The sequence below is a fragment of the Psychrobacter sp. ASPA161_6 genome, from assembly GCF_051970285.1.
GTDB lineage: Bacteria > Pseudomonadota > Gammaproteobacteria > Pseudomonadales > Moraxellaceae > Psychrobacter > Psychrobacter glaciei.
The window spans coordinates 622,560-646,258 of sequence record NZ_JBEFNJ010000001.1; the positions used below are offsets into that span (position 1 = coordinate 622,560).

The 23,699-nt window shown below is 43.2% G+C and carries 15 protein-coding genes; 14 read left to right on the top strand and 1 reads right to left on the bottom strand.

Annotated features, from left to right (window positions below; translation table 11 throughout):
• Positions 1-44: 44 nt before the first annotated feature.
• Positions 45-5,039 (top strand): translocation/assembly module TamB domain-containing protein, encoded by a 4,995-nt coding sequence (locus ACTQ9T_RS02595; protein WP_440463980.1) that lies wholly within the window; start codon positions 45-47, stop codon positions 5,037-5,039.
• A gap of 140 nt (positions 5,040-5,179) precedes the next feature.
• Here the strand turns inward: ACTQ9T_RS02595 and hemP are convergent, their stop codons facing one another.
• Entirely contained in the window at positions 5,180-5,338 is a 159-nt protein-coding gene (gene hemP / locus ACTQ9T_RS02600) for a hemin uptake protein HemP (RefSeq protein WP_227672156.1), read from the bottom strand.
• 274 nt (positions 5,339-5,612) lie between these two features.
• On the opposite strand from hemP, the gene ACTQ9T_RS02605 reads away from it, so the two are divergent.
• The 13 genes from ACTQ9T_RS02605 (at position 5,613) to cmk (ending at position 23,489) form a co-directional block, all read left to right on the top strand.
• The gene (locus ACTQ9T_RS02605; RefSeq protein ID WP_440463981.1) at positions 5,613-6,686 is read left to right on the top strand and encodes an NUDIX domain-containing protein; all 1,074 of its coding nucleotides are present in this window, start codon (positions 5,613-5,615) and stop codon (positions 6,684-6,686) included.
• Between the two features lie 413 nt (positions 6,687-7,099).
• A complete protein-coding gene (locus ACTQ9T_RS02610) occupies positions 7,100-8,329 on the top strand; it encodes a lipocalin family protein (RefSeq protein WP_440463982.1) in 1,230 nt (409 codons plus the stop codon).
• 275 nt (positions 8,330-8,604) lie between these two features.
• Positions 8,605-10,047: a glyceraldehyde-3-phosphate dehydrogenase gene (locus tag ACTQ9T_RS02615; RefSeq protein ID WP_440463983.1), complete on the top strand. Its 1,443-nt coding sequence runs from the start codon at positions 8,605-8,607 to the stop codon at positions 10,045-10,047.
• 312 nt (positions 10,048-10,359) lie between these two features.
• Positions 10,360-11,571, top strand: coding sequence for an Obg family GTPase CgtA (cgtA, locus tag ACTQ9T_RS02620; protein WP_010200157.1), 1,212 nt, complete (start codon positions 10,360-10,362; stop codon positions 11,569-11,571).
• 83 nt (positions 11,572-11,654) lie between these two features.
• Positions 11,655-12,827, top strand: coding sequence for a glutamate 5-kinase (proB, locus tag ACTQ9T_RS02625; RefSeq protein ID WP_201590950.1), 1,173 nt, complete (start codon positions 11,655-11,657; stop codon positions 12,825-12,827).
• Positions 12,828-13,292: 465 nt separating this feature from the next.
• A complete protein-coding gene (gene hemE, locus ACTQ9T_RS02630) occupies positions 13,293-14,429 on the top strand; it encodes a uroporphyrinogen decarboxylase (protein ID WP_440463984.1) in 1,137 nt (378 codons plus the stop codon).
• 214 nt (positions 14,430-14,643) lie between these two features.
• Positions 14,644-15,711 (top strand): N-acetyl-gamma-glutamyl-phosphate reductase, encoded by a 1,068-nt coding sequence (gene argC, locus ACTQ9T_RS02635; protein ID WP_440463985.1) that lies wholly within the window; start codon positions 14,644-14,646, stop codon positions 15,709-15,711.
• Between the two features lie 174 nt (positions 15,712-15,885).
• Positions 15,886-16,761: a hypothetical protein gene (locus ACTQ9T_RS02640; RefSeq protein ID WP_201590941.1), complete on the top strand. Its 876-nt coding sequence runs from the start codon at positions 15,886-15,888 to the stop codon at positions 16,759-16,761.
• Positions 16,762-16,960: 199 nt separating this feature from the next.
• Positions 16,961-17,356 (top strand): ATP-dependent Clp protease adaptor ClpS, encoded by a 396-nt coding sequence (locus ACTQ9T_RS02645; RefSeq protein ID WP_010200136.1) that lies wholly within the window; start codon positions 16,961-16,963, stop codon positions 17,354-17,356.
• Between the two features lie 682 nt (positions 17,357-18,038).
• Entirely contained in the window at positions 18,039-20,609 is a 2,571-nt protein-coding gene (locus tag ACTQ9T_RS02650; protein WP_440463986.1) for an AAA family ATPase, read from the top strand.
• A gap of 303 nt (positions 20,610-20,912) precedes the next feature.
• Entirely contained in the window at positions 20,913-21,650 is a 738-nt protein-coding gene (locus ACTQ9T_RS02655) for a uracil-DNA glycosylase (RefSeq protein WP_440463987.1), read from the top strand.
• Between the two features lie 75 nt (positions 21,651-21,725).
• A complete protein-coding gene (gene tadA / locus ACTQ9T_RS02660) occupies positions 21,726-22,244 on the top strand; it encodes a tRNA adenosine(34) deaminase TadA (protein ID WP_440464450.1) in 519 nt (172 codons plus the stop codon).
• A gap of 492 nt (positions 22,245-22,736) precedes the next feature.
• Positions 22,737-23,489 (top strand): (d)CMP kinase, encoded by a 753-nt coding sequence (cmk, locus tag ACTQ9T_RS02665; RefSeq protein WP_440463988.1) that lies wholly within the window; start codon positions 22,737-22,739, stop codon positions 23,487-23,489.
• Positions 23,490-23,699 lie beyond the last annotated feature (210 nt).

Here is a 23,699-nt window from a genome sequence, read left to right on the forward strand (position 1 = left end):
TTTTAGCGATTGTTGACAATTATTTTTTAACGTAGTTGAGTGTGATGTTGACCGAAAATACCCCGCCTAATGATTCATCGGATGAAGATCCGGCGCAACGAGATGCCCGTGCTGTAAGACGTTGGTATCCGCTGTCTTTTTTGCTCAAACTACTGGTGCTCATACTAATTGTGCTAGCAATTATGTTCGCCGTATTTTTTTATGCGGCTGGTACTGAATCAGGTACCAAGTTCTTATTAGAAAAGATCAGTGCCGAAACGGGTATTAAATTCAAATATGGGCGCGGTAATTTACGTGATGGTTTGTTGGTCACGGATATCGATATCGAGGCGACCGAAGACCTTGAAGTACGGGTAGATAAGGCTTATGTCAAAATAGGCTGGCGTGCAGTATTTGCAAAAGAAGTCCATCTACGGGATGCAGACATTCAACGTATTGAGATTATCAATAAAAAGCCACCAACGGGTGAGGCATTTGATTATAAAACGCTCAAGCTACCGGTGAACCTACGTTTTGATCAAGCAAAAATAAAAACGATTGTCTATAAGCAAGTGACCAAAGACCCTATCATCGTTCATGATATTACCGCTCGTGACTTGACATGGGTTGGCAGCATGGTCACGGTAGGTCGTGGTGACTTACGCTATGCGGACATCGTCAAAGTCAGTGCTTTACAAGGTGAGATTGATCTTCAAGGTGACTATCCGTTAGATTTGAGTGCTATTGCTGAAGTGAGTGCTTTAGACAAAGCCTATATCGATCCGCTAAATATCACTGCCACAGGCAGTTTAAAGCGTACTGTCGGCAAAGTGCGTAGTCGCTATAATAATAGCGATGTCAGCGGTGATTTTGTCGTACAGGCATTGGACAAGGATTTGCCACTTCAAGCAAAATTGCAATGGGATGATATTTTGATTCCTTATGCTGAAAGCCAAAATATTCGTTTAAAAAGCGGCACGGCCACTGCCTCAGGTGTCATCTCTGAGATACGCCTGCGTATCAATACCGAATTGACTGCCAAAGATATCCCCTCAGGGCATTATCAAGGGCGGGCAGTGATTGCCAATAGCCAACTGCGCATTGATCGTTTGGATGCTCAGGTTCCAGCTGGAAACTTAATACTACAAGGTATTTTAGATTGGAAAGATAGCTTCGATGCAAAAGTACGAGTGACCGGTAGCAACTTCGATATTCGCCGTGTTATTCCTGACGACTATGCCGATTTCAAAGCCTATGCCCCGCAAAAATTAAACGGTCGACTATCGCTACATTACCAACAACAGAATAGCGCGGGTAACTTAGAAGTTGACGCAGATTTCCGTCAGCGTGATGGCGAACATATTAATGCCAATATTACCCAAGGTAAGACCTCTGCGAAGATCAAACAGGCAGCGCCTTTATATATCGATGCCACTTGGCAAAATCTGACCCGTCGTAACGTCCCTAACATCGGTAATATCGATAGCCCAAGCGGTCAAGCGGACGTCATCGTGCGCGGTTCGACCCTCTCTATCGATGCCAATGCGGTGATCAATGAGCTGAATGCCGCTCCCAAAGGCAACTACGATGTACGTGTCCGCAAAGTGGGTAATGTCATCGATATCAATCGCCTTAATTATGATGGCATCGTCGGTGACCTATCGGGTACAGGGCAGATCCAACTGGCGAGCAAGCAGCGCCCATTGACGTGGCAAATTGATGCCCGTACCAATGGCTTACTACCCAAAGAGTATCGTAGTGATCTACCGCTTGAGCGTTTAACGGGCAGCATTAGTGCCAGTGGTCGCTTAGTGAGTATCACCAAAAGCGGGGTCAAGGGTCAGCGTCATATTATTAATTTAAACAATACCGATTTGCAGGCGCAGCTTGATGCCACGCAAGACGGTCGTGCTATCGGTATTACTGGTGGCGGTGACGCCAAAGTTGATATCGTTGGTGGCGAGCTGTCTATGTTTGATGCGCGTTTTGATGGGCAGGTCGATACTGCGGATGTGCCAAAGGGTCGTCTGTCTATCGATGCAGCTGGCACGCCAAAGCTGATCAGTATTCGCAAGCTCAATTACAACGGTGAGGCTGGCGCAGTGAATGCAAAAGGTGTCATCGATTTGCGCAAAAATATTGGTTGGACAGTTGACGGTCGCTTTGATAACTTCAATTTGGGTTATTTTTTACCCAATAATCCCGCCATTATTACTGGTGATCTAAAAACCAATGGTGAGTGGCAAACGGCATCCAAGAACAACGCGAATGCTAAAGGTAAATTGAATAGCTTTGCAGTAAATTTTAACGGTGTATTAGATGCCGAGCAGCTACCAGCAGGCAAACTCACCATTGATGCCAGTGGCGATGCTCAACTCATCCGTATCAAACGCTTCCGTCATGTCGGCGCTGCAGGTAGTATCGATGCTAGCGGCACTGTCGATGTACGTAAAGGTATCGCTTGGGATATCAAGGCGGTAATGAATCGCTTTAATTTAGGTTATTTCCTCAAAAGTACGCCAAGCGCTATCACTGGTACTATAGATACCGACGGTCGCTGGAGTGATACTCAGCAAACCATTAATATCAAACAAATCAACTTGACTGGCATGTTAAAAGGTCAGCCGCTTAGTGCAAAAGGCAGTTTAGCCGCGAAAATGCGTCTGCCAAAAGACTTGGCGAGTTACTTTAAGCGTCTGCAAACGCAAGATGCACAAGCACAATATAAGCAAGTGAACGCCTTAATCGACAGTTTAAATGCCAATAACCTCGTCTTACGTTGGGGTGATAACTACATCACTGCTAATGGCAATGCCAAGCAATTACAAACCAAGATTAATATCACCAGTCTTGATCAGCTCTCCAATAAGCTGACCGGTAAAGTGACCGGCGGTGCGACCTTATCGCAACCTGCGGGACAAGCCTTGCCCACTATTTATATTGATTTGGTCGGTGAGCGTATTGCGCTCCCAGGTTTTATATTGCGTCAAGGTCGTATTCGCGGCAAAATCGTCAACTTAGCAAATAGCCCAAGTCAGCTGATTGTCAGCGCTGAAGGCTTAGACGCTGCGGGACAGAGTTTTAAAAGCGTTAATGCGTCTTTCAATGGTACTGAAAAGTCGCACGTGGTCGATCTAAACGTCGCGAATGAGCAACTTGATATTGCGGCAAGACTCAAAGGTGGCTTTAATCGCGACACACTCAGTTGGTCTGGGGTGATTGGTAAAGGTCGCGTCAAGTCTAGATATGCCACGTTGAACCAACTACAGCCAGCGCAATTAATCGTCAATTTACCCAACAATCAGAATGGCAATAGCCGTGAGCTTAAAGTGCAACTCGCCGCACACTGTTGGCAGGCGGCAGATCAAACTGGCAAGCTGTGTTTGCGTGAAAAATTAATCGCTTCGCCATCTGGTGGTCAGGTTGACGTAGTGCTACAAAAGCTGGATACCTCGCTATTTTCAGTATTTTTACCTAAAGATATTGATTGGCATGGTCAGATCAATGGTAAAGCCGTTGTCGGTTGGCAACGCGGTCGTCCACCGACTATTAATACCACTTTATATTCTGACAATGGCAAAATCGGCTTGCTACAAGACGGTGATAGCGCTCCTATAAGTTTGTCATATAAGCGTGTATCACTGATTGCCTTGTCAGTACCTGAGGGTCTCAAACTGCGTACAGACATCAATACTGGTCGCGGGGCACGTGGTTATGCGGAAGTTATTGTCGATCCTTATAAAGATCCTAAACCCATCTCGGGCGCATTGGTGCTTAATGAGCTCAATTTAGCGATTTTCAAACCTTTCTTCCCCGGTATGCGCGTACTCGAAGGTAATATCACCATGGCGGGTGGTGTGGGTGGCACATTGGATAAACCACAGTTCTATGGCGATGTTAAATTGGCTAATGGTCGTATCGCGATGCTCGACCTGCCTGTCAATTTAAGAAAAGTTAATGTCGACGCTAAAATTCGTGGCACGCAAGCGACTGTTGATGGAACCTTTAATAGTGGTACGGGCAGCGGCACGCTAACCGGAACGGTAAACTGGCAGCAAAAACTACAAGCCAAACTGAGTATCGCTGGTGAGCGTCTAGTACTGACCCAGCCGCCATTGCTATTGGCTGAGATTAATCCTGATATCGATATCATCGTGCGTCCAGGCGACCGTTACGTCAACATTACAGGTGCTATCAGTGTGCCGTCGGCGACCATTCGTCCGCCAGAAGCCAGTGAAGACATTATTACGCAAACTGAAGATGTGGTCGTCCTTGATCGTCGTCTTATTGGTAATATCGACGAAGTTTTAGCTATCTCAAAACCTTGGTCGATCAATGCTGATATTGGCGTAGATTTAGGAGATGATATTAATTTCCGTGGATTTGGTGCCGTTATTCCTTTGGCAGGTGCTATCAATATCACTCAAAACGGCACGGGCATTATGCGCGCCACAGGGGTGGTACAGGTATCACGTCGTACCAATATCAATGCCTTTGGTCAGAGTTTAGAGCTTAACTATGGTCAAGTACGCTTCAATGGTGATGTCATGAAGCCTAACTTGAGTATTGAGGCCGCCAAAACCATTAGTGGAAAAACAGTTGGCGTGCGCGTTAAAGGCAGTACTGAAAGTCCAAATATTATTGTCTTTAACAATGCTGGTCTTACTCAGCAGCAAGCAATGAATGCCTTGGTAACGGGTCGTATCGATAATAAGAGCGCCACACAAATCAGTGAGCAAGGATTTAAGTCACAAGTGACTAATAATCTAGCCGCTGCTGGCCTGAGCTTTGGCCTGAGTGGTACACGCAACTTGACCAACCAGATTGGTCAAGCCTTTGGTCTACAAAGCCTGACCGTTGATGCTTCTGGCGGTAGTGAAGATACCAACGTCAATGTCACCGGTTACGTGACCCCTGACTTATATATTCGCTACGGTGTGGGTGTCTTTAATGCGCAAAACAGCTTATCTGTCCGTTACCAGTTGACCCGTCGCATTTACGTCGAGGCAACGTCAGCGGCAGAGAACGCAGTTGATGTGGTCTATAGTTGGCAGTTTTAGGTAACGCTGTCATCCGTTGCTTATTCATCAATGAATTGCAATAGTGGCTCGATAGCACTTACCATGTTCTACCTAGTAAAACGCCATCCAATAAAAAACGCCTTCATCGAAAGGCGTTTTTTATTGAGGTGTAATTTTAACTATTTGGTCAAAATTAAGCGATTGTTGCGGGTTAAGCGTAAGCGATATTCCTCACCTTCGTGCTCAATACGTACTTCTTTGGTCAAGGCAAACAGATGCTGTGACTGTAAAGTTGGTAGACGGTTTTCGCGGCAGTTCAAGTAACGAGAGATAACCATGCTCATAGTAAATTCCTTTTGATAAAACAGTTGAGTAGTCGACATCAGAGATGTAATCGTTATTAACGATAATAATTATCATTTAGATTGAGTTTTTTTGCAAGGTAATTGATAAAATAAAATGCAGTTATTATGTAAACTTATATGAAGCAGTAGTGATAAAGCCCATTTCAAATAAATTTTCACCAGTCTTGTCGACCTTTTGATTCCATAGCAGACCACCATTTCAAGTTATTATCAGCAAACAATGAAATAAGCATTTAAGGACAGTATTATGCCAAACCTCTCAAAAATCCCAGCAACGAGTCATCAAAAGATTGTAAACGTCGCTGTCGCTGTTATTCATTATCAAGCACATTATTTGCTTGGGTTCCGCGATGCGGCTCAACATCAGGGTAATCGTCATGAGTTTGTAGGTGGCAAGATTGATGCGGATGAAACCGCAAAACAGGCCTTAATACGCGAAGTTGCTGAAGAAACTGGGATCGATATCCATGGCAATACGGTCGTCAAACTTGGACGGCTACATCATGATTATGGGGATAAGCAGGTAAGCTTGCAGGTCTATAATATTGAGCTGACAGCGCTACAGTACGAACAGCATCGCCATCTTCGCTATGGCTTAGAAGGGCAGGCGCTAAAATGGGTCAATAAATCTGCGCTATTGGCGGGAGAGTATCACTTGCCTGCTGCCAATAAAACGATTCTTGAATGGTTGCGACTACCCACGCAGATAGCGATTACTTATCCTCTGGCACACTTTAGTGATCGACCCAATCCAGCAGCAGAATGGTTGACTTACCACGAGGAAAAGGTAGCGCCTCATGCTTGGTTATACATTCGAGTTAAGGAGTCAGATGTAGATGATAGCGTAAAGCAATTGATGTCTTTGCGTCCAGATATTCAGGTGATTCTGCCTTTTGATCATCACGTGCAATCCGACTATCGAATCGTTGCTCATCAAGTCGTTGTTCATCAAATTTCTCAGACTGCGCTCATGACATGGTTTAATAATGAGGAGCACGTTTCTGTAGGTGAGCAAACGTTATCTAACGATCGACCATTGATAGTTAGTTGTCATGATGCGGCTAGTATTTATGCTGCCAATAAGCTTGCTAGTGCTCGTTTACAGCAGCAGCTACCACCAGTTATCGGTATTTTTCTATCACCGTTATTAGCGACCCAAACTCACCCTGATACTGCACCATTAGGCTGGTCAGATTGGTCAACTCTGGCACAGCTGGCAGATATGCCTATCATCGGCTTGGGTGGCTTGTCACCAGCCATGATTGAGCAAGTCGCTCAGTACGGTGGTATCAGCGTGGCAGGTATTCGTCAGTTTATTTAGCAATTTTTTTAGGTCGTATCTTTATTTTTATCGGGTATTTGTCATAAAAGGTTCATTCAAGTAATGGATCTTCTCTATATTTATCCAGCCAGTAACTCTGTGTTTATTCTTTAGCACAAACATAGAATTACTTACAAACCGTTGCGTTTTCCTACATTGCAACACTGTTTTAATCATAGTGCTGCCATTAAGATAAGCTATCAAATTAGGAAGTGTGCACGCTATTTTTTATAAATGATGATTTTAGTTTTTATGAGCTAATAATCGGGTTAAGCTGTCTTCACTACTTCTAATAACATTTAATTTTACTCGTATTATTTTTCACATTAGCAGTGTGTTTGAGCAAGAAATTAAATGGTAATCATTTGATAATTGATCAATTTTAACCATCACCACTAATTAATGGTACCTCTATGAAAACCAATAAGTTACCTCAGTCAGCATGGTCTGATTCACAGGCAGCCGGTTCTCAAGCGCAGCAAATCAGCCAATCAAAGGCTCGCTATCCGCATGATAGTGGGCAACATGCCAATAGTGCTAGCAACGATGCTAGCTATGACAGTTATGACGATGAACGTTCAGACCATTTGGCAAGAGATACGTCTTTGCAAGACAGCTATTTTGGATACAAGAGTATCGACAAAAGCCTTACACAGGCAAAAGAGTTTGCTATGATTGAAAACGGTAGTATCGATAGTAACGATCCAAAAAACAGTGATCCAGAAGATTTTGACACAGCCAATGGCTACAAAAAAGCCAGTGGCTCTCAAAAAATCAGCGGTTATCAAGAAACCAGCGGCTATAAAAAAGTGCAGAAGAAACAAGCACAAAAAATCAGTGGATTAGATGCACTTATGTCAGAAGATTACGCTGATACTTCAACAGAAAAACCTCAAAAAACCGATGATTTATCATTGACTACTACTTCATACAAAAAAATACCGGAGCGTATATTCATGAACGGGCTTATCAAGCATACCGGCATTGCCTTAGCGATTATTATACCGTTGGCAGCATTTTCGGCATATGCCGCACCGTTGCCGGCTACAATGTCTGCCAATAAAACCTCTGCTACGGCGACGACTGATAAAGCGACCACAGAGACATTGTCTGTGAAGCCTAGCAGTATCATGCATAGTTCTGCCAATGTACCGATGACCGTCGATAGTGTGGATCTCAAACAATATGCAGGTACGTGGTATGAGATAGGTCGATTGCCGATGTATTTTCAACGCAATTGTGCCAGTGATGTCACTGCTAATTACACCGAAAAAACAGATGGCTCAGGAATTATAGTCACTAATAAGTGTCAGGCCGAAGACGGTTCAGGCATTATAGCTGAGGGGTTGGCAAAACCTGCTGACGATACAGGTAGCAAATTGAAAGTAACGTTCTTGCCTTCATGGATTCGCTGGCTGCCAGTTGGTCGCGCTGATTATTGGGTGTTGGCACGGGATCCGGATTACAAGACAGCTTTGGTCGGTACACCCGATAAAGGTAGTCTATGGTTGTTGGCACGGTCGCCCAATATCAGTCAGGAAACTTACGCAAAATATCGCCAAATTGCCCAACAACAGGGGTATGATTTGAAAGAATTTAAACTGACAGCGCACAGCAATCAAACGGTTACTTTGGTGCCATAACCGTCTAAAATATTCGTGCTTATCAAAAGGTAGCGTAATAAGCTGCCTTTGTTTTTATAATCTATTAAATATACCCTCAAAACGCGTTATAAGTGCTTGCTGATCGGTTAGCACTGGCAAAATAGAGCGTTTTAAGCTAAAATCTAGGCGACCTAAACACTCTGATGAAAATGATTGACATGAATATTCTTCTGTCATTTTATTTGAGTAGCTACTTAGACTAAATTTAATCTATCTGTTTGATACTTTTTCATAATACTTTACTGATCATAAGGATGTTTCTCGTGAGCAATGCTGATACCTTACGCCAACTACATCAAGAGCACTTGAGCAATTACAACAACCAAGAGCAACACGCGATCGAGCTTATGGGGCTATTGAATAAGCTCTATAATGAGCAAGATGTACAAGTAACATTGTTCGGTGAAACGCTAGGTACTACCTCAGTTGGTCAGATATTAGCACTACACCAAAAAGTAGCACTGCGCGACCATGGTGCTAAGTCTATTGATATCGCTGACACGTTAGCGATGGTAAAAGTCATCGCAGAGAGCAAAGACATTCAAGCCACTCGTATTGATGTTGGTCAATTGATTGCTAATGACACTGACGTACAAGCTGCGCTAAAATCTGTCAATAATGCAGCTGCCGTCAATGGCGCGACGGATGTTGTATTGTATGGTTTTGGCCGTATTGGTCGTATTTTGACCCGTTTGTTACTGTCACAAGCGTCAAGCGCAAAAGGTTTGCAACTAAAAGCCATCGTTGTACGTCCAGCTGCTGCTGGTGATTTGGCTAAGCGTATTTCATTGCTTGAGCGTGACTCGATTCATGGTAGATTTTTGGGTGGCATTAGTATCGATGATGACAATAACGGCATGATTATTAACGGTCGTTTTGTGCAAGTGATTTATGGCAAAGACCCTAGCGAAATCGACTACAATGCTTATGGTATCGACAACGCTTTGGTCATCGATAATACAGGTATCTGGAAAGATGAAGCAGGCCTTGGCAAGCACCTACAATCTACTGGTGTGAAAAAAGTTCTGTTAACTGCACCTGCTGGTGGGGATATTAAAAACGTCGTTTATGGTGTGAATAATAATACTATTGGCGACGATACGATCGTGAGTGCTGCTAGCTGTACGACCAATGCTATTACCCCAACGCTTAATGTATTGAACGATGAGTATGGCATCGAAAACGGTCACGTAGAGACCATCCACTCATTCACCAATGATCAAAACTTAGTCGACAATTATCACAAAGCAGATCGCCGTGGTCGCAGTGCAGTTATGAACATGGTGATTACCAGCACTGGCGCAGCAAAAGCAGTTGGCAAAGCATTGCCAGAACTAAGTGGTAAATTAACGGGTAATGCTATCCGTGTACCAACGCCGAATGTCAGTTTAGCTATTTTGAATTTGAACCTTAAAACGGCACCAAAAAGCGCTGATGCGTTAAATGAATTTTTGCGCAAGACGGCCAACAGCAGCACTTGGCAGTCGCAAATTGCTTATACTGACTCTACAGAAGCTGTGTCAACGGATTTTGTTGGCACGACTCATGTCGGTATCATCGATGCTCAAGCAACTATTTTGACGGATAATCATGCCATTGTTTACATTTGGTATGACAATGAAGTCGGCTATAGTACGCAAGTATTGCGTTTGGCGACGCAAATGGCTGGAATCAGCTACACTCAGATTCCAGCATAAAAAGTCTAAGGCGGTATCATTTATGCGGTAGTATTTATACGGTAGTACCTTGCAATCCGTATAGATGCGTCGGTTTTTAGATGCGCTAGTTTTTAGATGCAGTACTTAAGCACCCGATAGTCCGATTGGTTATCGGGTGTTATTGTCATAATGACTACCAAGGGCGGCTTCACACACGGGTCGCAAATATTTTTTAAATCAGTTTTTAAAATTATTGGTTTTTATAACCACACAAACACATAGCTATACCCTAAAATACAGTCGTTGGCTGTAACCAGTTGATAAACTGGATGGTAAATTAAGGAACGTAAGATGCGATTTATTGATGAAGCCGTCGTAACGGTAAAAGCAGGTGACGGTGGTAACGGAATCGCCAGTTTTCGCCGAGAAAAATATGTCCCACGTGGTGGACCTGATGGTGGAGATGGTGGCAAGGGCGGAGATATTTACGTCATTGCAGAGGATAACACCAACACCCTAGTGGACTATCGTTATACCCGTCGTCACGATGCTATGCGAGCAGAGAATGGCCACAGTAGAAACTGTTCAGGCAAGGGCTCTGATGATTTGTTTTTACCAGTACCTATCGGTACCACAGTAGTTGATACCGAAACTGACGAAGTGTTGGGTGACTTGGTTGAACTTGATCAGACGTTACTGATTGCCAAAGGTGGCGATGGTGGTTTGGGTAATACCCATTTCAAAAGCTCGACCAACCAAGCACCACGTAAGGCTACGTCTGGTTTTGAAGGTGAGTTAAAAGTTCTTAAATTTGAGCTAAAAGTTGTGGCTGATGTTGGCTTGATTGGTTTGCCTAATGCTGGTAAATCTACCTTTATTCGTCAAGTCTCTGCTGCTAGACCAAAAGTTGCTGACTATCCGTTTACCACTCTCGTTCCGAATCTAGGTGTGGTTGATATCGGTCGTCATCGCTCATTTGTGATGGCAGATATTCCAGGTTTGATCGAAGGTGCTTCAGAAGGTGCTGGACTTGGCATTCGTTTCTTAAAACATGTGGCTCGTACTCGTCGTCTGTTACATGTGGTTGATGTAAAGCCAATTGATGGCAGCGATCCGGTAGCCAACGCTTGTGTTATCTTGAATGAACTTGAGCGTTTTTCGCCTGAGTTATCCAACTTACCCCAGATTTTGATATTAAACAAAATTGATCAGGTGCCTGACGAAGAGTTAGATGAGCTTTGTACTCATATTGTCGCCGAGCTTGAGTGGACAGGCGATGTATTTCGCACGTCAACCTTAATGGGTGAAGGGACTGATGCAGTTAAATATCATTTAATGAATGAGATTGAGCGTGAGCGTGAGCGTGAACTAGAAGATCCTATCTTCGCTGAAGCACAAAAAGCACGTTTTGAGCGTTTAGAAGCAGAAGTGCGTCTCAATACTGAAGCCCAGCGTGAAGCATATCGTGCGGCTCGCAAAGCGGCGCGTGAAGGCACAGACTTAGTCAACGAAGACGAACTGGATGATGATGACGATGGCGTTGAAGTCGTATACGTTCCCTAAGTTATTTCGTTTGAGTTGATATATTTGAGCTGATTTTTTAAATTAACCCCCGTAATTAATCCATAAAAGAAATAGGAGTTTATATGGCAGGTGACATAGAAAACACGACCGAAGAGGCAAGGTTTATTAAGCAAACTCGCAACTTTGATATTCAGCGCGTTATTGTCAAGATTGGTTCATCGTTATTAACCAATAACGGTAGAGGGCTAGATCGTACTGCCATATATGAGTGGGCAAAACAGATTGCTAAGCTGCACAAAAAAGGTGTGGAGGTGCTACTGGTATCGTCAGGTGCCGTTGCTGAAGGTGTGGTACGTATGAACCTTGAGGAGCGCCCTAAGAAACTAGCTGCACTACAGGCCTGCGCTTCTATTGGTCAGATGGGTCTGATTGAAACGTGGTGGTCAGCATTGATCCAGCATGGTATTCAAAGCTCGCAGCTACTACTGACTCATGATGATTTGTCCAACCGTAGCCGTTACCTCAATACGACGGGTGCGCTGACGCAATTACTAGAATGGCGCGTACTACCTGTCATTAATGAAAACGATACCATCACTATTGATGAGATCAAATTTGGTGATAATGACACGCTAGGTGCAATGGCAGCAGCGATGGTCAATGCTGACTTGTATATTATCCTAACCGATCAAGACGGTGTGTTTACTGATAACCCACGTGACAATCCTGATGCCAAAATGATTCGTCAAGAGCGGGCGATGGCTGATTACTTGTTTGATATCGCAGGGGATGGTGGCAAGCTCGGACGCGGTGGTATGTTGACCAAAATCCGTGCTGGTCGTCTTGCAGCGATGGGTGGGTGTCCAACCGTTATCGTGAGCGGTGCTATTGATGATGTTATCACTCGTGTCGTTTCAGGTGAGGCAGTGGGTACATTACTGACTACCAACGAAGAAGACAAAATCATTGCTCGCAAACAATGGCTTGCAGCGCATCTGCGCATGTCAGGTAGCTTGATTGTCGATGCTGGTGCAGCTCGCGCGCTGACTGAACACAATAGAAGTTTGCTGCCAGTTGGGGTCGTAGAAGTGCGCGGCGGTTTTGATGAAGGCGATGTGGTAGAGATTATTCATCAAGATACAAACGAACGTATAGCCGTCGGGCAAGTGAATTTTTCATCGCATGATGCGCGACGTGTGGCTCGTGAGCGTACCGAAAGCTTTGATAAAATTTTTGGTAGTAATGAAGAGCGCGTAGTCATGGTACATCGTGACAACTTAGCATTGACGGTATAGTCAATCCTATATAAATTGGATACGCTGTCAGTCTCGCTTAGTCTACTATTTATAGCACTTTTTATAGTACTTTCGCTCGGCTTCCTTGTATCCAAATTATATTGAACCAACTATATAATAAGGTTATGGCCTGTTTGCGGGTGTTGATGAGTCATAGAGATGTGTCGGTTGATAGCTTATATACGTCATAGCATGACTTATCAACGTTTAAAAATTGTCAACATGTAGGCATTTATCAGTATTTAGCAGTAACGAGCACTCAAAAATCTAAGAACCAGTATTACTTAATGATACGAGACGTTTTTGGATTCAAAGACAGCGTTGACTAAAATGTGTCTTTGAATGAAAGCTTAATTATCCAACGTGCAACGCGTTTTATATCCTTTATATTCAACTTATTTTATCCAGCACGGTATTCATTGAAAATAGTAACAATGAATACCGTGCTGCTTTGGAGATTTGTACATGAGTGCTTCAGACCATAGCAACTCGCTTCAGCAAGAATTTGCCCCTTTAAAAAACGACAGATTGCTACGCGCATTTCGTTTTGAGACGATAGACACCACCCCAGTGTGGATGATGCGTCAAGCAGGTCGTTATTTACCAGAGTACAAAGCCACCCGCGCTGAAGCAGGTGATTTTATGAGCTTGTGCCGAGATACTGACCGCGCAACTGAAGTCACTTTGCAGCCCTTACGTCGTTATGATTTGGACGCCGCTATTTTATTCAGTGATATTCTGACCATTCCTGATGCTATGGGATTGGGTTTGTATTTTGAAGCTGGAGAAGGGCCGAAGTTTAAACACCCTATTCGTACGCAAGCAGATTTAGATAGATTGCCTGTGCTTGATGTGAATGATTCTCTTGAATACGTCATGCGTGCGGTGACAAGTATTCGTAAAGCGCTTAATGGCCAAGTCCCCTTGTTTGGCTTTTCTGGTAGCCCGTGGACACTAGCGACTTATATGATTGAAGGCGGTAGCTCAAAGGATTATCGTTATACCAAAGGCTTTTTGTATAGCAACCCTGCTTTTTTGCATCAATTATTAGATAAGCTTGCTACGTCTGTTATTGACTATTTAGATGCGCAAGTCGTTGCTGGTGCTCAAGTACTACAGATCTTTGACAGCTGGGGCGGCGCGCTTGGTCATCGTCAGTTTATCGATTTTTCACACGCTTATAATAAGCGCATCGTCGCTGAGCTAAAAGTGCGTCACCCTGATATACCAGTGGTATTATTTACCAAGGGTGGCGGACTATGGCTAGATATTCAAGCGGATAGTGAAGCGGATGCCTTAGGTCTAGATTGGACGATGCCGCTTGATCGTGCGCGTCAGGCGTTGACTGAGAGTCAGCGTCAATTGACTAAGCAGCATAAAAAACTACAAGCTAGCAAAGCGCTTCAAGGTAATCTGGACCCAGCAACCTTGTATGGTTCTCCTGAAACCATCCGCTCAGAAGTAAAATTAATGCTTGATGATGCCTATGCTAACGGCGAAAAAACCGGCTACGTGGCGAATTTAGGTCATGGTATTACGCAGTGGGTCAACCCTGATAATGCCAAAGTATTTATCGATGCCGTGCATGATTATAAAATCTAGCCACTGTTTTATTTAATTACTGTTTTATTTAATTACTGTTTTATTTAATTACTGTTTTATTTAATTACTGTTTTATTTAATCACCGTTTTATTTAACTACTCTGCTATTTAGCCACTGGGGTATTTAAATGCTATGATAAATTTGACTTATAAATTTAAAATCCAGCTATAGCGATAGCTAGCAATTACATTATTGAGTAAAAGGGGATATCTTATGATTTCAGCAGCAATCGTCGGTGGCACAGGGTATACAGGTATTGAGCTGATTCGCTTACTATCCGCTCATCCTGAAGTTTCTATTGATTTGCTAACGTCACGTAGCGAAGCTGGTACACGTGCTGATGAGATATTTCCAAGCTTACGCGGTATCTCAGACATCGTCTTTAGTGACTTGGGTGATGATACACTTGCAACGTTGCAAAAATGTGATGTGGTATTTTTTGCCACGCCACACGGTGTCGCGATGAAGCAAGCGGAAGCATTGACTCAAGCAGGCGTGCGAGTCATCGATCTGGCAGCTGATTTTCGTTTGCAGTCTTTGACGGAGTTTGAGCATTGGTATCAACAGTCGCATACATGCCCTGAGTTATTGAAGACAGCTGTTTATGGACTACCTGAAGTCAATCGCCACAAGCTTGCAAACGCCTTAGTAGTAGGGAACCCTGGCTGTTATCCAACCACGGCTATTTTGGGACTAAAACCTATTATCGACGCGCAAAACAAGCAAGCAGCACGCTTGATCGACGCACGTATCGTTATTGATGCCAAATCTGGTGTTTCAGGGGCGGGACGTCAGGCAAGTCTGGCGCTTAATTATGCGGAAACGACAGACAATTTTAAAACTTATAGCGTTGCAGGTCATCGCCATTTGCCAGAGATTGAGCAAGGAGTTTCGCAGCTATTAGACAGTCAGTTTAGCCATCGCATTCGCTTTTTACCGCATTTAGTGCCGATGATTCGTGGCATGTTAAGCTCTATCCATATGGAGATGACTGAGGAAGGCGCGGCTATTGATTGGCAACAAGCATTTGAAGAATGCTATGCGTCAGAGTTGTTTATTGATGTCATGCCAAAAGGTATTTATCCTGATACGCGCAGTGTACGTGCCAGCAACCGTCTGCGGATTGCGGTACATCAAGACAATGACCGTGCTGAACTGACGGTTATCGTGGTGCAAGATAATTTAGTGAAAGGCGCGGCAGGGCAGGCGGTACAAAATATGAATGTGATGTTTGGTCTTGATGAATCACTGGGATTGAATTTCGCGCCTATTGTTCCTTAATATTGAGGCGTGTTGAACGTTCATAAATAAGCACTGTCATGGTCGAGGGATCAAACATAACCTATTAAGTTACCTCATTTTTTTATTGTCACATCGTTCATATTGATGGTGCTAGGTATTGATTATAAATTCCGCTATAATAACCTGCCCTTACTGTTAAGAGATACTGTCTAAATGCGTGTTAAGATTGTACTACGCTTTTGCTCACAGCCAGCACGTTTATCGTGCCAAGACGCTATTTCATATAAATTGGAGCGTAGCCGACATTCTTTACAAGTCAGTAATGGCACTATCGATAGTCGGAACAGTCTCAGTGCGAGCCAAACAGGTGCTTCGACACTGGTACTGGCGCTTTTTGTCGTGGCCATATTAGCGACAGCTATCGTTGGGTTGGTGTTTGGTCACAAGCTTGGCTATCAGCGCGGCTTTCATGCGATGCAAACTGAGACCAAACAAGCGATTATCAACAGCACTGAGGCAACTAAAGAGCTGAAAGATCTACGTGTTAGCAATAAGATTGCCACGAGTGAAGCCGCCACTGCCAAGCAAGAGCTGGCGATAAGTTTGACAAATTTAGAAGAGTTACGCGCCACACAAAAAGAATTAACCATTGAAAACAAACAAGTTACCCAGCTTAATGAGCTTTATACTGAGGTGATTAGTGATAATGGTGGCATGCCACTACAGATAATTGGCGCTAATATTAAGCCGTTACCTGAGAACGCTTTCGAGTATGGTTTTGATGTCGGTATGCTGAGTAAAGATGGCACTGCCAAACGTTTAACACCAATTTTGACATTAATTGACAATGATGACTTTGTGGAAGTACCACTAGATCCTGCCAGTTATTCGATCAAAGGTATTGTACGTATTCGTGGTCGCTTCATGATGCCATCAGGATTTAAGCCTTTACAGGCTAAACTGACTTTAAGAGCTGGTGGGCAACAAAAAGAACAGCTGTATGATTGGAGGCTTGGCGATAGGGTCGACAATATGCCGCTCTCCCTATTAGACTTGCCAGAAGTAGATGAAAGTCCTATTGAACCTTGATTATTACTCAAATTTTAATAAGCACTTGAAATTTAATGGTATGAGCCAAAGTTAGTTAAACATAATGGCTGCTAATAGCAGCTATGTGAAAGCAAAGGTGCTTTGTTACATGCCAATTATGCACCAAATAGCCTCTCTGTATAACCTCCTTTTTATTTAGAATTTACCTTATAATTATATTTTTATTATGATAAAACCTATGACTCTACAAGCTAGGCCAACCGTTTTCGATTGGCATTTTCCCAACATACCTGCACAGCGTGCTCAAGACAGTGCGCCAGAGGATGAGACGTCGCCGCAAGCAGACGTGCTCGTGGCCGAGCCAGAAGTGGCGAAGCCGCCGATGTATGCGGTCGTGATGTATAATGACAATTACACGCCGATGGAATTTGTCGTCTATGTTTTACAGTCGGAATTTCGCCACAGTGTTGATTCTGCCGTTGAAGTGATGTTGACGATTCACAATAGCAGTAAAGGTATTGCTGGTATCTATCCCAAAGATATCGCTGAAACTAAAGCCAAAAAGGTAAATAGCTTGGCTCATCGCGAAGGTTATCCATTATTGACTCAAATTGAACCACATCAAGGTGAATAGCCGTCACAACGGCTTTATTTTTTCTCAGCTTTTCACCTTGCTTGATATTATTTAATCAGCTATTTAATGCTGCCACTTCCAAGCTTATATACCCATAATATTTTTTAAAAGCCTTTTTACTAGGCAGTTCTACTATTACTTCACCGCAAATCAGCCCTTATACCTCTCCTAAGTAATCAGTCTTCTTTCTGCTTTGATCTTGATTTTTATCTCAAATAGCCTTATATACTAAACATAACGTCGTGTGATAAATGGATGTCTTGCGTTCAGTTTTTTAGCATTTCGCTATGTTCCTAATACCCTGATGATTTACGCCCTTATTTTGATAAGATCTTTTTTATTCTCAACTTCTCATTTGTGTAATTCGTTATTTTCTGACTTTCTCGTCTCCAACATCCCCTCACAAAGTGTGCTTAGATACATTTTAGTATGCGTTAATAGATTGACTATGTTTGAGTATCATGTTGAGATAAAGAAAAGCGAATATGAATTATCACAATCATTGCTAGATAGGTCGAAACACTCACTAAATGATACACGGTACACTTCAATCATCGTTTGGTCGTGTCTCTTAATAATACTAACATTGCCCTTGAACAATACATCTATCGCCCTGATTTACTACCTAACTCATTCATAAAGCTATCAATTTATAAGATAGGTACAACCGTAGGAAGTCCTTATGTTAAGTCGTCATCTTGAAGTTTCTTTGCGTTTAGCAATGACACTTGCGCGCCAAAAATCGCATGAGTATCTCACTGTTGAACATTTATTGTTGGCACTGTTAGAGAACACGCATGCTGCCAACACATTAACGGCGTGCAATGCAAATGTTTCAACGCTACGTACCGAGCTCGAGGCTTATATCAATAAGCATACGCCAACGGTAGATGCAGAAACGGAGCAATCACCACAGCCAACCCAAAGCTTTGATCGCATCCTGCAACGTGCTATTTTTCATGTGCAGTCTATTGGTGGTGGTCGTTTGGTCGAAGGCTCAGATATCTTGGTATCTATGTTTTCCGAGCACGATACTTACGCTGTTTATTTGCTCAAAAAACAAGGCATCAGTCGTCTTGAGCTGACCCAGTATTTATCACATGGTCAAGATAAAGATGAGCCATCAGAGCCTCGTGCTTCTACGACTGGAGAACGTCGTAGTGCTTCTGAAAAAACCAGCAAAGATCCGTTGGTTGAGTTCGCTACTAACCTAAACCAGCGTGCGGCAGAAGGTAAAACTGATCCATTAATTGGACGTACTTCTGAGATTGAGCGTGCGGCGCAAGTACTCTGTCGTCGCCGCAAAAATAACCCATTGTTGGTTGGTGAGCCAGGGGTTGGTAAAACGTCTATCGCTGAAGGTTTGGCATGGTTAATTATCAATGATAAAGCACCAAAGCCGCTTAACGGCTGTGTGATTTATAGCTTAGATATTGGCTCACTCATTGCTGGTACTAAGTACCGTGGTGATTTTGAAAAGCGTATGAAATCGCTCCTTGATGCAATGAAGAAAAAGCCCAATGCCATCTTGTTTATCGATGAGATTCACATGATTATTGGTGCAGGCTCTTCAATGAGTAGCAACATGGATGTGTCTAACCTAATCAAACCGGCGCTTGCCAACGGTGAATTGCGTTGTATTGGTTCAACGACCTTCACTGAGTATCGTCAGGTGTTTGAAAAAGACCATGCACTCTCGCGTCGTTTTCAAAAAATTGATGTGAAAGAGCCAAGTGTCGATGACAGTATCGATATTTTACGGGGTCTCAAACCGCGTTACGAAGAGTTTCACAACGTTGAATATACAGATGAAGCATTAGTCACCGCTGTACAGTTATCGGCCAAGCATATTCACGAGCGCTTTTTACCTGATAAGGCAATTGATGTTATCGATGAAGCTGGTGCTTATAAGCGTTTAGGCGTGATTCCGGATACCGATGATATCGAAGCAGAAGAAAGCTTCATTGCTGATTTGGAGCAAGACTTCGATGCGCAGATTGATGCCGATGTTGAAGCTCTTGAGAGCGATATTCATAATGACATAACCGGTGATGACGACGATAATGAAATGCAGGATGAAGCCAATACTGCAAAAGCCAATGATCGTGCTAAATCATCTGATGAGTCAAAAGCGGCGAAGGCCAAGAAAAAACCACCGATGAAAATCGATGTGGCAGACATTGAAGCCATCGTGGCCAAGCTTGCGCGTATTCCGCCCAAGTCGGTATCAAGCGATGATAAGAGTATTCTTGAGCATTTAGATCGTGATCTTAAGCATTTAGTATTTGGTCAAGACGAAGCGATTGAGACCTTGGCAGATGCCATTAAATTGTCTCGTGCGGGTCTAAAAGCGCCAGATAAGCCAATTGGGTCATTTATGTTTGCCGGTCCGACAGGGGTTGGTAAGACAGAAGTATCGCGTCAGTTGGCAAAATTATTAGGCGTAGAATTGGTGCGCTTCGATATGTCAGAATATATGGAAGCCCATACCGCATCACGTCTGATTGGTGCGCCTCCCGGCTATGTCGGTTTTGATCAAGGTGGACTGCTTACTGAAAAAATCAATCAGCATCCGCATTGTGTTTTATTGCTTGATGAGATTGAAAAAGCGCATCCTGATGTGTTCAACTTGTTATTACAAGTGATGGATCATGGTACGTTGACGGATAATAACGGTCGTGTCGCTATCTTTAAGCAAGTGATTGTCATTATGACCACCAACGTGGGTGCTGATAGTATTAGCCGCTCTTCGATGGGCTTTACCCAGCAAGATCATAGCCGTGATAATACAGAATCGCTCAAACGTGTCTTTACCCCTGAATTCCGCAACCGCTTAGATGCCACCATTCAGTTCAATTCACTAGATACATCAGTGGTGGTATCAGTGGTCGATAAATTCTTGGTTGAGCTACAAGTACAGCTCGATGATAAGCAAGTCACGCTAGAGATTGATGATGAAGTACGTGATTACTTGGCTGTAAAAGGATATGACCGTTTGATGGGTGCGCGTCCGATGCAGCGTCTGATTCAAGATGAAATCAAAAAACCATTGGCAAGTATGATTTTGTTTGGAGATTTGGTTAACGGTGGGGTTGTTCATCTTACCTTAGAGCCTGAAGCGGGCGATGAGCAAGATGGTGCTACTATGAAACTGGATAAGGTATCGGATAAAGGTTCAGCGAATAGTCGGATTATCTTAACAGTCGTTGAGACCCATGAGCCGCGCTCAGACTCTGAATCATTGGCCAGCTAAACGGTTTTACATTAGCTTTATAAAAACGGCTACCATATCTCTGTGGTAGCCGTTTTTTTGTTGCTATAATTTATCAACAAACCTCACATCATTTTTTGTTACCATCAACTTTTAAACCACGCTATAGTCAGTGAAAAGTAATATCAAACCATCACGCACTGCTGATACCAATTTTTCTTTCTTGCTGTGCTTGCGCAGACAGAGGTTACAAAAAATTAATATCAGCAATACCATCGCGTTTCTAGGATATTTTAACTATAGTTACGAAGTAATTATTCATAACAAATATAATAAGGATGTACCATGGAACTGTTTGACGAACAGCCGACGAAGACCCCAGAGCAAAGGCAAGCGATTTTAGACAATGTCCGTCTACCAGCAGATTGGAAAACGGCACTAGCAGATGAATTGACCTCTGAAAATATGGATAACCTACGAGCTTTTTTGAAGGAAGCGTACCAATCAGAGGAAAGTGTTTATCCACCTGCACCGCTGATGTTCAATGCCTTTAACCTAACCCCTTTATCGAAGGTTAAAGTCGTTATCTTAGGACAAGACCCTTATCATCGTCCAGGTCAGGCAATGGGGCTATCTTTTTCTGTGCCCAAAGCGATTCCCAAGCCGCCGTCACTTAATAACTTACTCAAAGAAATGGCCAATGATATCGGTACTAGTTACTCAGCGCATGGTGATTTAACGTATTGGGCGCAGCAAGGAGTTTTACTCTTGAACAGCTCATTAACGGTGCGAGAAGGTGAGCCGAATAGTCATCAAAATAAAGGTTGGGAGCAGTTTACCGATGCCGTGATTGATGTGGTCAATCAACAAACGGAGCACACGATATTTATATTGTGGGGCAGTAAAGCGCAGAAAAAAGGCAAGTATATCGATACTGAAAAACATCTGATTTTAACGGCTGTGCATCCTTCACCGCTGGCTGCCAATCGTGGTGGATTTTTTGGTTCCAAGCCATTTTCTAAAACCAATGATTACTTGGTACAGTATGGACAAACACCAATTGACTGGCAATTACCACAATAGATAAAAAATAATCTAATGATAAATTTACACTCTCATCCGTTAATACCTAGCCAATTGGCCGCTATTGAAGTAGAGATGCCACTTGCAAGCAGTATATTTTGGTCGCTAGAGGACGTTAAATGGATGCAAAAAGCATTGCTACTGGCTAAACAAGGGGCTGCACTCGGAGAAGTGCCAGTAGGGGCAGTGTTGGTACACAATCAGCAGATCATCGGGCAAGGCTTCAATGAGCCAATTGGACGCCATGACGCGACTGCTCATGCTGAGATAGTTGCACTAAGGGATGCGTGCGCGCGTTTAAAAAACTACCGCTTGCCATTACAGACAACTTTGTACGTGACTTTAGAGCCCTGTACGATGTGTGTTGGCGCACTCATTCATGGCCGTGTGGATAGACTGGTCTATGCGGCGAGCGAACCTCGAGCGGGCATGGTAGGCAGTCAAATGAACTTAGCCATGCAGCCTTTTTATAATCATAGTATTCAAGTTGATAAAGGTTTATGCCGTGAGCATAGTAGTCAGATGCTAAAGCATTTTTTTCGTGAACGTCGCCGCGCCGCCAAAAAAAGTAAAAACACTGTCATTAACAATTAGGGTCTGTTGAACATTAAAATATTAGGACTGCTGATCGCTAAAATCTTCCCAAACTAGGCGTAAACAGACGATAATGTCGAGACCTTAGCTAGGTTTACAACAACGTTTGGGGTGGTTTTAGCATCAGCCTTTCAGGGCAGGGCTATTTTTGCCAATACATGGCGAAATTGTCTAACCTAGAATGACTAGGCGTCAAAAATTTCACTGCGTATTGTCTACAAAATAGCCACTGCCAGTGCCACATTTGAATGTTCAGCAGACCCTAAAACAGACATTCAACAAGATATCAGTCTTGTGGCTAGTGATAACGTGGTTTTTTTGCTATAATATCGCCCTATTTGATTGCTAATAAGTTAGTAGTCTAACAAGCAGTTGATAATTAAGTAAATATTGCGTTGTTACTGTTGCATAAGTAGCATTCTAGCTAATGTGCTTTTTAATATAAAAGCAGCCATATAAGCAGTGCCTACTATTAAGTGATAAGTGAGTCCTATGACCGTCTCTACACCTACTAATGATAATAGCCAAGCGCAGCCAGTGCGTTATCCTGTTATTTGTATTGACGGTCCAAGTGGCGCAGGCAAAGGCACGGTAACTTGGCGTCTGGCACAAGCATTGGGTTATCAGCTGTTAGATTCAGGCGCTTTATATCGCATCGTTGGTCTAAAGGCGTTTGAAGCAAGATTGATTACTGCCGATGCTAGCAAAGCGATTGATGAGATGGCTGTATTGCATCTGACACAAAGCTTGGACATTGCTTTTGTGCCTAATAATAAGTCAGGCCGTGTCGATATCATCGTTAATGGCGAAGCAGTGGGTGAGCAAGTACGTAACGAAACGATTGGTGGTTACGCCTCACAAGTGGCTGTCTATCCAAAGGTTCGTAATGCCTTGCTAACGCTACAACAAGACATGGCAACCCGTTCAGGCCTAGTGGCTGATGGTCGCGATATGGGTACAGTGGTGTTCCCAGATGCTGACGTTAAAGTATTTTTGACTGCCAGCGCGGAAGCACGTGCCAAGCGCCGTGTCACACAGCTAATGGAAGCGGGACAAGTAGCAGATTTTGAGGAAATATTAACGACGATTAAAGCCCGTGATGATCGTGATGAAAATCGTACGACAGCACCATCAAAGCCAGCAGACGATGCCTTAGTATTGGATAGTTCCATGCTAGATGCAAATGCGGTTTATGAGCAGATAAAAAAACACTGCCAGAATCAGGGTGTCTGCTTTAATAGCTAATAGAAACAACATATTGAGCACTAAATAGTTTCCTATATCTTTGATTTTAGTATAAAATTATAGTATGTCGGATAAGCAGTGATTAGAACAACGTTGTCGTTTTAATAACACAAGACAGTTGTTGCTAATGAGCTCTATAAACATTGTGTTTATGAATAATGCGCTTATTAGCAACAAACGTTTTTTTATATGACTATGTAGGATATAAAA